This is a genomic window from Agaribacter flavus, assembly GCF_042646125.1.
Taxonomy (GTDB): Bacteria; Pseudomonadota; Gammaproteobacteria; order Enterobacterales; family Alteromonadaceae; genus Glaciecola; species Glaciecola flavus.
This window is the reverse complement of the sequence record NZ_JBHRSW010000006.1, coordinates 274,343-288,606: the sequence shown is the minus strand read 5'-3', so window position 1 is coordinate 288,606 and position 14,264 is coordinate 274,343. Positions and strand designations below refer to the sequence as shown.

General features: G+C 42.6%; 13 protein-coding genes. All 13 read left to right on the top strand.

What is annotated here, in order from left to right; translation table 11 throughout:
• Positions 1–89: 89 nt before the first annotated feature.
• The 13 genes from ACFOHL_RS05560 (at position 90) to ACFOHL_RS05500 (ending at position 14,175) form a co-directional block, all read left to right on the top strand.
• Positions 90–602, top strand: coding sequence for a TRAP transporter small permease subunit (locus tag ACFOHL_RS05560; RefSeq protein WP_376919209.1), 513 nt, complete (start codon positions 90–92; stop codon positions 600–602).
• Entirely contained in the window at positions 602–1,969 is a 1,368-nt protein-coding gene (locus ACFOHL_RS05555) for a TRAP transporter large permease (protein WP_376919208.1), read from the top strand. The genes ACFOHL_RS05560 and ACFOHL_RS05555 overlap by 1 nt, the downstream gene beginning before the upstream one ends.
• 43 nt (positions 1,970–2,012) lie before the next feature.
• Positions 2,013–3,104, top strand: coding sequence for a TRAP transporter substrate-binding protein (locus ACFOHL_RS05550; protein WP_376919251.1), 1,092 nt, complete (start codon positions 2,013–2,015; stop codon positions 3,102–3,104).
• A 199-nt stretch (positions 3,105–3,303) separates the two neighbouring features.
• Complete coding sequence (gene fabV / locus ACFOHL_RS05545; RefSeq protein ID WP_376919207.1) at positions 3,304–4,485, top strand: enoyl-ACP reductase FabV; 1,182 nt, start codon at positions 3,304–3,306, stop codon at positions 4,483–4,485.
• Positions 4,486–4,885: 400 nt separating this feature from the next.
• The gene (locus ACFOHL_RS05540) at positions 4,886–6,226 is read left to right on the top strand and encodes a Na(+)-translocating NADH-quinone reductase subunit A (protein ID WP_376919206.1); all 1,341 of its coding nucleotides are present in this window, start codon (positions 4,886–4,888) and stop codon (positions 6,224–6,226) included.
• Between the two features lie 2 nt (positions 6,227–6,228).
• Complete coding sequence (locus tag ACFOHL_RS05535; protein WP_376919205.1) at positions 6,229–7,461, top strand: NADH:ubiquinone reductase (Na(+)-transporting) subunit B; 1,233 nt, start codon at positions 6,229–6,231, stop codon at positions 7,459–7,461.
• Positions 7,451–8,215: a Na(+)-translocating NADH-quinone reductase subunit C gene (locus ACFOHL_RS05530; protein ID WP_376919204.1), complete on the top strand. Its 765-nt coding sequence runs from the start codon at positions 7,451–7,453 to the stop codon at positions 8,213–8,215. Before ACFOHL_RS05535 ends, ACFOHL_RS05530 begins: the two co-directional genes overlap by 11 nt.
• 9 nt (positions 8,216–8,224) lie before the next feature.
• The gene (locus tag ACFOHL_RS05525; RefSeq protein ID WP_376919203.1) at positions 8,225–8,857 is read left to right on the top strand and encodes an NADH:ubiquinone reductase (Na(+)-transporting) subunit D; all 633 of its coding nucleotides are present in this window, start codon (positions 8,225–8,227) and stop codon (positions 8,855–8,857) included.
• Positions 8,858–8,862: 5 nt separating this feature from the next.
• The gene (nqrE, locus tag ACFOHL_RS05520; RefSeq protein ID WP_376919202.1) at positions 8,863–9,471 is read left to right on the top strand and encodes an NADH:ubiquinone reductase (Na(+)-transporting) subunit E; all 609 of its coding nucleotides are present in this window, start codon (positions 8,863–8,865) and stop codon (positions 9,469–9,471) included.
• A gap of 18 nt (positions 9,472–9,489) precedes the next feature.
• On the top strand, positions 9,490–10,722 hold the full coding sequence (nqrF, locus tag ACFOHL_RS05515; RefSeq protein ID WP_376919201.1) for an NADH:ubiquinone reductase (Na(+)-transporting) subunit F: 1,233 nt from the start codon (positions 9,490–9,492) through the stop codon (positions 10,720–10,722).
• A 143-nt stretch (positions 10,723–10,865) separates the two neighbouring features.
• On the top strand, positions 10,866–11,897 hold the full coding sequence (locus ACFOHL_RS05510; RefSeq protein ID WP_376919200.1) for an FAD:protein FMN transferase: 1,032 nt from the start codon (positions 10,866–10,868) through the stop codon (positions 11,895–11,897).
• 14 nt (positions 11,898–11,911) lie between these two features.
• Positions 11,912–12,145, top strand: a complete 234-nt coding sequence (gene nqrM, locus ACFOHL_RS05505) for a (Na+)-NQR maturation NqrM (protein ID WP_376919199.1) — start codon at positions 11,912–11,914, stop codon at positions 12,143–12,145.
• A gap of 182 nt (positions 12,146–12,327) precedes the next feature.
• Entirely contained in the window at positions 12,328–14,175 is a 1,848-nt protein-coding gene (locus ACFOHL_RS05500) for a DUF885 domain-containing protein (protein WP_376919198.1), read from the top strand.
• The last annotated feature ends 89 nt before the right edge of the window (positions 14,176–14,264 follow it).

The following is a 14,264-nucleotide window of genomic DNA, read 5'->3' as shown; positions in this document are numbered from 1 at the left end:
AGACTTGTTAACTTTTAGTAAATCAGCAATTCTCATGCTGTTATTCTTGTGTCACAATACAAAGAAAAAAGAAGTCTCTCCAATAAATTATGTCGTCATTTGCAAGCATTATCGTTTTCATTAATCGCCAACTTGGTGCTTTTGTGAGTTTTGCAACGATTGTCATGGCAATTGTCATGTTTGTCATTGTTTTGTTGCGATACGGTTTTAATGTCGGTTGGATTGGCTTGCAAGAGTCTGTCACCTATCTACATGCAGCGGTATTTTTGCTTGGCGCGGCGTTTACCTATCAACATGATGGTCACGTGCGTGTTGATGTGTTTTATCGGCGTTTCAATGCGAGAAAACGCGCTGTAGTCGATTTTTTTGGCGCACTTCTTTTTATGTTGCCTGTGAGTGTTTATTTATTTGTGGTTTGCATCGACTATGTGTTTGAGTCTTGGCGACTAATGGAGGCAAGCAGAGAACCCGGTGGTTTGCCGTTTGTTTACATTTTGAAGTCATTTATGTTGTTGTTTGCCGGTTCTATGGCGCTGCAAGCCATTGCAGAATTAATCAACCAAGGGAATAAGATTGTAAATAAGCGGGTGGAAGCGTATTAATGGAATGGTTGTCCGTTCTACTTTTCTTTGCCGTTTGTGCTGCGTTGTTGCTTGGGTATCCTGTTGCTCTAACACTAGCTGGTGTTTCTCTTATTTTTGCGGGAATAGGCGCATTATTTGGCGTATTTGATACGAGTTATTTGTTAACTGTACCCTCTCGTCTATTTGGTATTGTTAGCAATACTACGCTCATTGCGGTGCCGCTTTTCGTCTTGATGGGAGTTATACTCGAACGGGCAAAAATCGCCGAGGATTTGCTTATCTCCATGTCAGCCGTTCTTGGCCGATTTAAAACGGGCTTAGGCGTATCGGTTATTGTCGTCGGTATGTTATTGGCAGCCAGCACTGGTATCGTCGGAGCCACGGTAGTGACAATGGGGTTATTGTCCTTACCTACTATGCTCAAGCGCGGATATTCACCTTCTTTAGCTTCAGGCGCTATTTGTGCCACCGGTACGTTGGGTCAAATTATTCCGCCGTCCATTGCGCTTGTGTTGCTTGGAGATGTTTTAAGTAGCGCCTATCAAAAGGCGCAGTTGGACTTGGGAATTTTTTCGCCTGATTCAGTCTCGGTCGGAGACCTCTTTGTTGGCGCTTTATTTCCTGGCTTACTTTTGGTTGTCTTGTATTTACTGTACATATGGGGTGTGAGTCGCTTTTCGCCTCAACAGGTGCCAGCCAAAGGACAAGAAAATGAACACGCTTCTTTGCGATCTTTGTTGGTTGCGCTAGCCCCGCCTTTAATCCTCATTGCTTGTGTGTTGGGCTCTATTCTATTGGGTTATGCTACGCCGACTGAGGCAGCAAGTGTAGGCGCTATTGGTGCGCTTTTTTTAGCTGGCCTCAAGGGGGCGTTAAATGCGTCTACTTTTAAGTACGTGGCAAGCGAAACAACGAAAGTCACGTCAATGGTTTTTCTAATTTTGATAGGAGCAAGCCTTTTTTCGTTGGTGTTTAGAGGGTTTGGCGGCGAAGAATTACTAAAGTCGTTTTTCACTTCTTTACCCGGTGGCATGTTTACAGCGATGTTGTTAGTCATGCTAATCATCTTTTTGCTTGGCTTTATTTTAGATTTTATTGAGATCACATTTGTTGTGGTGCCGATTGTCGCGCCAATTTTGATTGTGATGGGAGCTGATCCAATATGGCTTGGCATTATGATTGCGGTCAACTTACAAACGTCATTCTTGACGCCGCCTTTTGGCTTCGCCCTATTTTATCTTCGAGGTGTGGCCAGCCAGTTGGTGAAAACAGAGCAAATTTATCGAGGTGTTGTTCCATTTATTGTGATTCAATTGCTACTCTTGCTAATCATTGCGATTGCCCCCCCAATTGTGACGTGGTTACCAAGCATAATTTATGGTTAACACCAGCAACATTGCATAACTTAACTATTTTTGGACGACTATGATGAAACTACTTAAACCTCTGGGCATCCTGATTACTTTATTTTTAATACAATCATGTGGTGGCAACCAAGACACGGGCGCGGAGGCGCAGTCTGTTCAAGTAGCTAAAGAATACAAATGGAAATTAGTTACTTCGTGGCCAAAAAACTTCCCAGGCTTGGGTAGCGCACCAGAGAGATTCGCTGACTATGTCAATGAAATGTCTGGGGGGCGCTTAGTCATTACGGTATATGGTGCGGGTGAACTAGTACCGGGTTTTGAGGTGTTTAATGCTGTGTCCAGTGGCAGTGCACAAATGGGGCATTCTGGCGCGTATTATTGGAAGGGAAAAATACCTGCTGCGCCAATTTTTTCGGCCATCCCGTTTGGCATGAACGTGACAGAAATGAATGCATGGCTGCACTACGGCGGTGGCATGGAACTATGGCGCGAATTGTATCAACCATTTGGAGTAATTCCTTTTGCAGGTGGTAGCACGGGTGTACAAATGGCGGGTTGGTTCAAGAAAGAAATAAATACGCTGGCGGATTTACAGGGTCTAAAAATGCGGATCCCGGGGCTTGGTGGTGAGGTGCTCAAAAAAGTAGGTGGGCTACCTTTAACGCTTACTGGAGGGGAAATTTTTACTTCGCTGCAAACTGGCGTGATTGACGCGACGGAGTGGGTTGGGCCATACAACGATCAAACCTTTGGTTTGTATAAAGCAGCGGACTACTATTATACCAGTGGATGGCATGAACCAGGCACCTTGCTTGAATTTATCGTTAATGAACAAGCAATGAATGACTTACCAAAGGATTTACAGAAAATCGTAGCAGTCGCCACACGTGCGATCAATCAAGATATGTTGGACGAGTATACCTCTGAAAATCATAAGGCTTTGACGCAACTTGTTAAAACTCATCAAGTAAAGGTCAGAACCCTTCCTACTGAAGTTATAAACGCCTTGAAAGAAGCGACGCAAGAAGTCATAAAAGAAAAACGTGCGGAAGACCCATCATTTGACAAAATCTATACTGCCTACGACAGTTTTTACCAAGGCGTTAAGCAGTATCACGAGCAGTCCGAACAAGCGTATTATTTGAATCGCTAATCTGCTTGTTTACAAAATGTCTGGACTGATTTGTTTTTTCTTTGTTGCTCAGTAGAATGCTCGGCCAATTCACAATTGCTACATTCCACGTTCATATCAGAACGAGAAGGGAGTGTAGCTACAAAGTTAGGGTTACCTTCAATTGAGCGTAGCCACATATATAAATACAATGCGTCGTCTGTAAACGACAGGAGTTACCATGGTAATTAAGCCTAAAGTAAGAGGTTTTATTTGCACAAATGCCCATCCAGTAGGGTGTGCAAAGAGTGTTGAGAATCAAATTAAATATGTCAAAAGCCAAGAACTTGGTGAAAACAAACCCAAAAATGTCTTGGTAATTGGTTGCTCAACTGGTTATGGATTAGCATCCAGAATCACCGCAGCATTTGGCTATGGCGCAAAAACTTTAGGTATTTGTTTTGAAAAACCGCCGACGGAAAAGCGTACTGCTACGGCTGGATTTTACAACACAGCGGCTGTTCACGACTTTGCAAAAGCAGAGGGTTTATATGCTGAAACGATCAATGGTGACGCGTTTTCTGATGAAATCAAGGCGCAGACTATTGATAAGATAAAGCAAGATCTAGGCAAAGTAGATTTAGTCGTTTATTCATTGGCCTCGCCACGACGCACAGATCCTGTCACCGGTGAAACATTCAAATCCACACTAAAACCTGTCGGGCAAGCGTACACAACTAAGACCTATAATACTGACAAAGATCTCGTCCATGATATTTCCTTAGAGCCTGCGAACGAAGAAGAGATTGCCCATACCGTTAAAGTTATGGGTGGCGAAGATTGGGAACGCTGGATGCAGCAGCTGTCCGAAGCAGATGTGTTGGCTGATAACTGTAAAACGACGGCGTATACGTATATTGGTAAAGAACTGACTTGGCCAATATACGGACAAGCTACAATCGGGAAAGCGAAAGAGGATTTAGACCGTGCCGCAACGGCTATTACGCAGTCACTCGCCAGCAAAGCCGTGACTGCTCATGTAAGCTCGCTCAAAGCGCTCGTGACTCAATCTAGTTCGGCGATCCCTGTTATGCCTTTATATATCTCTTTGATATACAAAGTAATGAAGGAAGAAGGGACTCACCAGGGATGCATTGAGCAGGTATCGGGTCTGTTTGCAGAGCGGCTCTATGTAGAAAATCCGCCTGTAGATGAGATGAATCGATATCGAATGGATGGTTTTGAAACCAATGATGCGACGCAAGCTAAAATCAAAGATTTATGGGATCAGGTTACCCAGGAGAACTTCCATCAATTGAGTGATTATGCCGGTTACAACCGAGAATTCTTGAACTTGTTTGGTTTTGAAATTCAAGATGTGGACTACGAAGCCGATGTAAGTCCAATAGTAGAATGGAAGTAGTTGTTAGTCTACATACCTATGCGAATACTATTTGTACACCGTATTTTTTAGGAATAACTGATACATAGGTGGAATTTTAACTTAACAACGCTAAGAAATTAAAAGGGCTATTGGTATAATTCCGATAGCCTTTTACGTATGGTTAATGCTAAAATCACGCCCGTTAAACGTTGTGTGCTGAATGCATCCCGCAGTTGCAAATTAAATTTCGGTTTTCTGCTAATTTAATAACAATAAAAACAAAGCTTTATAGGATTTGTTGATTAATATCAAAGACTCAACAAATTTATACCTATGTGTTGTGAATAATACCTGAGGGATTAGGGACTAATTTAAACTTGCTTGTTTATTGAACAGGCACGTTTAAATTGGTTTCTATATTAAGAGTAGTCAATTGCGTATGATAAAGATAAAGAAAGGTCTAGACCTTCCTATCCTAGGTGCGCCAGAACAGAAGATCCAAGACGCAGTCTCGGTTTCTAAAGTGGCGATTTTAGGAGAGGAATACAACGGTATGCGCCCAACTATGCATGTGCAAGTTGGGGACGTAGTCAAAAAAGGACAAATTATATTTGAGGATAAAAAAAATCCTGGTGTCAAATATACTGCTCCTGCCTCTGGTGAAGTGGTCGAAATTAACCGTGGTGCCAAACGCGTTTTGCAATCTGTAGTCATCGGTATTAAAGGCGATGATGCTGTCGAGTTTGCAAAGTTTACACCTGAACAGATTCAAAGTGCTGAGCGACAAGCTATTGTCGATACCTTGGTCGAGTCTGGCTTGTGGACAACAATCCGCACAAGGCCGTACAGTAAGATCCCCGCCATTGATAGCACGCCGAAAGCTATTTTTGTGTCAGTCATGGATACTAACCCTCTTGCCGTTAATCCTGAAATAGTGATTGCAGAGCGCAAAGCTGAGTTTGATCTTGGTCTAGCGGCTATCAGCAAGTTGACTGATGGCACGGTGTATGTAAACAAGGCTTCAGGCTCCTCAATTGATGTGAGCGGAGATAAGGTTGTTAGCACCGAATTTGCTGGTCCTCACCCTGCGGGTCTGGTCGGTACACACGTGCATTTCCTTGAACCTGTTGGTGCAGGTAAAACTGTGTGGCACGTGGGTTACCAAGATCTTATTTCTATTGGTGCGACATTAACGACAGGTGAGTTGGATGTGACAAAAGTCGTATCTGTCGCAGGACCAAATGCGAAAACACCAAAGATTGTCAAAACTCAGGTAGGGGCAAGCACCGTCGATTTAACGAAAGATCAGCTTGGTGGCGAACCCACGCGAGTTATTTCAGGCTCTGTATTAAATGGTACTACTGCTGAAGGGCCTCACGCGTATCTGGGGCGTTATCACAACCAAGTGTCGCTTATTAAAGAAGACAAAGAAAAACACTTCTTTGGATGGATTGCGCCAGGTGCGAATAAACACTCCGTGACTCGTGCATATTTGGGGCATCTAGCAGGTAAAAAGCTATTTAATATGACTTCTACTACCAACGGCTCAGATCGTTCCATGGTACCGATTGGTAACTATGAGCGTATTATGCCTTTGGATGTATTACCTACTTTACTTCTCAGAGATATCTTGTCTGGTGATACTGACAGTGCGCAACAGTTAGGTGTTCTGGAGTTAGACGAAGAAGATCTGGCTTTATGCACATATGTTTGCCCGGGTAAATACAACTATGGGCCTGTGTTACGTGAATGTTTAACCAAGATCGAAGCAGAGGGTTAACAATGGGTTTAAAAGCATATTTAGAAAAAATTGAACCCCAGTTTGAAGCTGGTGGTAAATATGAAAAGTTTTATGCGCTATATGAAGCTGCGGCGACCATTTTTTACACACCCGGTATGGTAAATAAAGCCAATACTCATGTAAAAGATGCGATAGATTTAAAGCGTATTATGATTATGGTTTGGATGGCGACATTCCCTGCCATGTTTTACGGCATGTACAACGTCGGAGCGCAAGCTCAAGATGCCGTTGCTATGGGCGGTGCGATTGCTGATACATGGCAAGCAGCGTTGTTTTCTTCTTTAGGTGGCAGTATAGATGCTAATACTGGGGTCATGGGGTTGTTCTTTTACGGCGCTTGCTTCTTTCTTCCTATTTATGCCACTACCTTTGTAGTCGGTGGTTTTTGGGAAGTACTCTTTGCATCAATTAGAAAACACGAAGTGAATGAAGGATTCTTTGTAACTTCTGTGTTATTTGCACTCACCCTGCCCGCTACAATCCCCTTGTGGCAAGTGGCTTTGGGAATTACCTTTGGCGTTGTAATCGCAAAAGAAATATTTGGTGGTACGGGAAGAAACTTCTTGAATCCTGCCCTTTCCGGACGAGCGTTTCTTTATTTTGCTTACCCCGCTCAAATTTCCGGTGACCAAGTATGGATAGCTGCACAGTTACCAGACGGTTATTCAGGTGCGACTTGGTTAAGTAAGTTTACTTCAACTGAAGCCGGTTACGTCAATCAAGAAGGTGCGATGCAGCCTGCACTAAACTTCTGGGATGCCTTTATGGGTAATATCCCCGGTTCAGTGGGAGAGGTATCTACACTTGCTATCATGCTCGGCGGTTTATTCATTATATACCTAGGGATTGCTAGTTGGCGCATAGTCGCTGGTGTTGGTCTTGGTGTCGCATTCTTAGCGCTTCTACTCAATGTAGTTGGCTCTGAGACTAATACGATGATGAATTTACCTTGGTACTATCACTATGTGATTGGCGGCCTCGCGTTTGGTATGTTCTTTATGGCGACTGACCCAGTATCCGCTTCGTTTACCAATCAAGGAAAATGGATGTATGGTTTCTTTATTGGTTTTATGACCGTATTGGTTCGTGCAATCAACCCCGCTTTCCCTGAAGGTATAATGTTGGCGATATTGTTCGCAAATTTATGGGCACCATTGTTTGATTACTTTGTTGCACAGAAAAACATAAAACGGAGAATTGCACGTGTCGGCTAAAAAAGAAACCTTAGGTAAAACTATCGGTGTAGTTGTCGCCGTGTGTCTTGCATGTTCAATTGTCGTGTCAAGCGCCGCCGTCGGCTTACGAGCTCTACAAGACAGCAACGCCGCCTTAGATAAAAAATCGAATATCTTAACTGCTGCAGGTTTGATTGAACTTGCAACAAACAAGGCTGAAATTAACGACGTTTACAGTTCGCGTGTTGAAGAAAAATACGTGGATTTAGCAACAGGTCAATACGTTGATAAACCTTTTGACGGATACGACATGTATAAAGCGGCCAAAAATCCTGACTACATGGTTGATGTAGAGGGCAGCAATGTTGGCTTTTTACGTCGTTCTTCTGTCGCCAGTGTGTATCACGTCAAAAATGAACAAGGCGAAGTTAGCCGAATAATATTGCCGGTTCACGGTAGTGGATTATGGGATTTGATGTACGGATTCTTGGCTTTGGATAATGATGGTGAAACAATCAGAGAACTGATTTATTACCAACACAAAGAAACGCCTGGACTTGGTGGCGAAATTCAAAATCCAGATTGGCAGAAAAAGTGGGATGGTAAGCAACTTTATAAAAATGGCCAGGTCGCTATTTCTGTAGACAAAAGTGTTCAAGCGGGTGATCAATACGCAGTGGATGCTTTATCTGGTGCTACATTAACCAGTAATGGTGTCAAAAACACTTTGCAATACTGGGCCAGTGAAAATGGTTATGGTAATTACTTAAAGCGTCAATCTTGGAAATCATAAGGTACGAAAATGGCTGATACTAAAGAAATGAAAAAAGCCCTGTTCGGGCCTATTGTTGACAGTAACCCAATTGCATTACACGTACTTGGTATTTGTTCTGCTTTGGCGATTACTACCAAGTTAGAAACCGCACTAGTGATGTCATTGGCATTGACCTCAGTTGTGGCTTTTTCAAATTTATTTATCTCACTTATTCGCAATCAAATACCGTCAAGCGTGCGGATTATTGTCCAGATGACAATCATTGCTTCTCTCGTGATTGTTGTTGACCAAATACTTAAAGCTTATTCTTATGAAATATCAAAGCAGCTCTCCGTATTTGTTGGTTTGATCATCACAAACTGTATCGTGATGGGACGAGCAGAAGCTTACGCAATGAAGTCTCCGCCAATGATGAGCTTCCTTGACGGTATTGGAAATGGCTTAGGTTACAGCTTTGTTTTGATTGTAATCGGTACGGTAAAAGAGCTATTTGGTTTTGGTACTATTCTAGGGTATGAAATTTTACCACTCGTACAAAATGGCGGTTGGTATCAAGGTAATGGCTTGTTGATATTACCGTTTAGCTCATTCTTCCTTATCGGATTAATGATTTGGGCAATTCGTACTTTCCGCCCTGAACAAGTTGAGCCTAAGGAATAATCACCATGGAACATTATATTTCTCTTGCTATTAAAGCTATTTTTGTTGAAAACATGGCTTTGACTTTATTCTTAGGAATGTGCACATTCTTAGCGGTTTCTAAGAAAGTAAAAACCTCTATGGGTCTAGGTGTGGCGGTTATCGTTGTGTTGGGTATTTCTGTACCCGTCAATCAGATAATTTATACAAACTTGTTAGCACCTGGCGCGCTAGCTTGGGCGGGTTTTCCTGACGCCGACTTAAGTTTCTTAAATTTCTTAACTTTTATCGGTGTAATTGCTGCACTGGTGCAAATACTGGAAATGAGCCTTGACAAGTTTTTCCCTGCTTTATACAACGCTCTAGGGATCTTTCTTCCTCTAATTACCGTAAACTGTGCGATATTCGGTGGTGTAGCATTTGCTGTGCAACGTGAATATACCTTAGGTGAAAGCGTCGTATATGGCGTGGGTAGCGGTATGGGTTGGGCAATTGCGATTGTTCTCCTAGCCGCCGTTAGAGAAAAGCTGAAATATGCTGATATGCCTGATGGCATTCGTGGATTGGGTTCGGTGTTTATGATCGCCGGATTGATGGCCTTGGGCTTCCAATCTTTCACTGGTATTTCACTTTAAGGCTTAGAGGAGCAGAAAATGAATCAAGCTGAGATTTACCTCGGTGTAGGTATGTTTATTGCGATAGTACTGGTCCTAGTTCTGATCATTACTTTTGCAAAGTCAAAGTTAGTGCCAAGTGGCGATGTTAAAATTATTATTAATGACGACCCTGAAAACACGATCACGACTCAGCCAGGCGGCAAGCTACTGGGTGCATTAGCCGATGCGGGTATTTTTGTGTCGTCAGCGTGTGGTGGCGGTGGCTCGTGTGGTCAATGTCGTGTAGATGTAAAAGACGGTGGCGGTGAGATTCTGCCTACTGAGCTTGACCACGTGACTAAGCGTGAAGCTAACGAAGGTTGCCGTTTGTCTTGCCAGGTATCCATTAAGCAAGACATGAAGATCGAACTTCCAGAAGAAGTGTTCGGTGTCAAAAAATGGGATTGCGAAGTCATCTCAAATAACAACGAAGCGACGTTTATCAAAGAGCTTAAGTTGGGTATTCCTGATGGCGAGAGTGTGCCATTTAGAGCAGGTGGTTACATCCAAATTGAAGCGCCACCTCACCATGTCAAATACAAAGATTTTGATATTCCAGAAGAGTATCGTGGTGATTGGGAACGCTTTGGTTTCTTTGATGTAGAATCGAAAGTCGATGATGAAACCATTCGAGCCTACTCAATGGCTAACTACCCAGAAGAAGAAGGCATTATTATGCTAAACGTGCGTATTGCTACGCCGCCGCCTAATAATTTAAGTCTACCAGCTGGTAAAATGTCGTCATTTATCTGGTCACTTAAACCAGGTGATAAAGTGACTATTTCTGGTCCCTTCGGTGAGTTTTTTGCCAAAGATACAGACGCTGAGATGGTGTTTGTAGGTGGTGGTGCAGGTATGGCGCCGATGCGCTCGCATATCTTTGACCAATTACGCAGAATCAAAACAGATCGTAAAATTTCTTTCTGGTACGGTGCTCGTTCGTTGAGAGAAATGTTCTATGTTGAAGATTTCGACATGTTACAGAGCGAAAATGAGAACTTTAATTGGTATGTTGCCCTGTCTGACCCTCAACCAGAGGATAACTGGGAGGGATACACCGGCTTTATTCACAACGTTTTGTTGGAAAACTACCTTAAAGACCACCCAGCACCTGAAGACTGCGAGTTTTATATGTGTGGACCACCTATGATGAACGCGGCGGTCATCAACATGTTAAAGGACTTAGGTGTTGAAGATGAAAATATTATGTTGGACGACTTTGGTGGTTAACGAATATAATATCAATTAATTTCAGAAGGGGCTTCGGCCCCTTTTTTATATTTATGAGTCAGCTTTCCTATAGAAACAAGTGATAGCTATGTTTCTTGGAAAATGCCAATTTCAGACTATCTAGCATGGAAAATAAACCAATTATGCAAAGACTTACGCATGCCGGCTATTTACTTTTTTTATGCATGGTTGTCACCTCTTGTGCACCTAAAAAAGATCAATACTACATGATAAATGGCGCAACAATGGGAACAACCTATAGCGTTAAGTTTTTATTACCCAGCAGTGAAACAGGCAGTGATAGTCCTCAAAGTATCAAGAAAGAGATAGACAAGGCTTTAGTCGATGTGAATGACTTGATGTCAACTTATATACCGGATTCGGAATTGTCGAAACTCAACAAGGCACCGGCGGGTGTGCCATTTCAACTGAGCGAAGGAACGCGATATGTATTGTCAGAGGCGATAAAAATAGGTGAGGTTACCGGAGGCATGCTGGATGTAACCGTCGGCCCTCTGGTCAACTCTTGGGGCTTTGGTCCCTCTCAACGACCAGAAGTAATTCCGACTGAAGAGAGTTTACAAGAGTTGGCTCAGTATGTCGGTTTAGATAAATTTATATTGAATGATCGAGAAGTCGTGAAGTCTCATCCTAAGGTATATGTCGATTTATCTACTATAGCTAAAGGTTATGGCGTTGATGTGGTAGCAGAATTGCTAGAATCAAAAGGGATACGCCACTACTTAGTCGAAATTGGTGGTGAGATGCGCGTTGCCGGAAAAAAAGCAGGTGGAAAGGATTGGTTGATAGCGATTGAAAAACCCGAAACAAATGAGAGAGCGGTACATCGTGTGATATCTATTGGTGATAACGCCATTGCAACCTCTGGCGATTACAGAAATTATTTCGAAGAAAATGGGGTACGGTATTCCCATCTTATCAACCCTAAAACAGCTTCACCCATACAACACAAGGTTGTGTCGGTTAGCGTTGTAGATAAGCTTGCTTTACGCGCTGATGGCTGGTCCACAGCATTGATTGTAATGGGTTTAGAAGACGGACTTGCACTAGCCGAACAACAAGGCATAGCTGCCATTTTTATTGTTAAAGAAGGTAATGAGTTTGTCGAGTACCAGAGCGAGCAGTTTGGGCAAACTGTAACAGTTATTCAATAGTATTGGAGTTAGTAATGAGCACGTTTATATTGGCGTTTGTTTTTTTTCTATTGATGGTTGCCGCAATGGCGGTGGGCTATGTTTTCCAGCGTAAGAGCATATCTGGCTCATGTGGCGGCTTAGGGGCGCTGGGGGTTGCCAAAGCTTGTGATTGTCCAGAGCCATGTGATAGAAAAAGAGCTAAGATGGAAAAAGAGGCTGCGAGAGAAGCCAAATTAAAAGAATGGAAGAACAATCAAATTGTTTAATGACTTAAATAAAAATATGATTTGCTACGCATATTGGTGATTGTTGATCATATTATGCAAGTCTTGCGATCGTTAAATTTATCGATAGAAATGTGGATGATTGCGCCCACCTAGCAAGGTAGTTACACTGTCGCTTCGGCAAAAAACAACGAATATAGCCGAATAGCGAACAGGAATAAATAATGAAAAAACTCACATACCTAGCGACATCTATCTCTATTGCGTTACTGCTTGGAGCATGCGGAAACGAGTCCGCTACTAGCATCACAAATGAAGAAAGTAGCAGCACTTCGCCATTAACTAGTCAAACAATTAAGAGTGAATCTGAGATAGCTAATCAACTCTTCGAAGACATTTTTATGGAAAATGTCATGCGGAGTCCAATGTATCAATCGTATTTAGGTATTAAAGACGACCAAGACAAATGGGATGATATTTCCGAGGCGCGTGCACTCGAAGATTTGGCTATTCAGAAAAAGCATCTCGAACAAGTTAATGCTTTAGATGCTTCTATATTGGATGAGCAGACGGCGCTGAGTTTAGCCATGATAAAGCAACAACTTAAGAATGGAATAGAAGACTTTAAATGGCGGCACTATAGCTACCCTGTAAACCAAATGTTTGGCTTACACTCAAGTGTGGCCTCTCTGTTAATCAATCAGCATCGCATTCAAGACTTGAAAGATGCTCAAGACTATATTTCTCGCTTGCAAGGCATCCCCAAACTATTTGAACAGTTGACTGCCAACCTTCATATAAATGCTGAGAATGGTATTTTGGCGCCTAAATTCGTTTACCCTTATGTGATAAGCGATAGTCGAAATATTATTACTGGCGCACCATTTTCAGGTGAAGAACCGAGTACCTTATTAGCCGATTTTACGGGTAAAGTTACCTCTCTTGACTTGGACGAATCGCAAAAGAATTCACTAATTGAACAAGCTTCTCAGGCCTTGATCAACTTTGTAAAGCCAGCTTACGAAAATCTAGTCACTGTTTTAGAAGATTTGGAAAAGAAAGCAGATACACGCGATGGCGCGTGGAAGTTTCCTGATGGCGAAGCGTTTTACAACAATGCTTTGGCTCGAACGACAACGACCGACCTAAGCGCAGATGATATTCACCAAATTGGATTAGACAATGTAGCGCGCATACACAACGAGATGCGTGAAATCATGAAGAAGGTAAACTTTGAAGGGGATCTTTCTGAATTCTTTGAATTTATGCGAGATAACAAACAGTTTGTATACGCTTCAAATGATGAGGGCCGTCAGCGCTACCTAAGCGAAGCCACTAAACTTATTGATGATATGAAGCTTCGCTTGGATGACTTGTTTATTACTCAGCCCAAAGCCGATATGATTGTTAAAGCGGTTGAACCTTTTAGGGAGAAGTCAGCGGGCAAAGCTTTCTATCAACAGCCGTCAATGGACGGCACGCGTCCTGGTACCTATTATGCTAATTTGTACGATATGGCGTCCATGCCAAGCTATCAGATGGAAGCCTTGGCGTATCATGAAGGCTTGCCAGGGCATCACATGCAAATTGCGATTGCGCAAGAGTTAGAGGGTATCCCTAAATTTAGAAAGTTTGGTCGTTATACGGCGTATATCGAAGGTTGGGGTCTATACAGTGAATATGTGCCGAAAGAAATTGGTTTGTATGAAGACCCATACTCAGATTTTGGCCGTTTGGCAATGGAGTTGTGGCGAGCTTGCCGTTTAGTCGTCGATACCGGCATTCATGCTAAAAAATGGACACGGGAACAGGGGATAGACTATTACGTGACGAATACGCCTAATGCAAAAGCAGACGCGGTAAAAATGGTTGAGCGTCATATTGTGATGCCTAGTCAAGCTACGGCGTACCTAATTGGTAAAATCAAGATTGTAGAATTACGAGAAAAAGCAAAGTCAAAAATGGGTGCAGGCTTTGATATACGTGAATTCCACGATGTTGTGTTGGCGAATGGCCCAGTCCCTTTAAATGTACTTGAACAACTCGTTGATCAATACATTGCATCAAAATAGTCATGCTAAAAGTGATTCTCAAACTTGATAGTGAGTACTAGTCCGAACAAAAAAGCCTCATGTTTTAGGACATGAGGCTTTAGTTATTT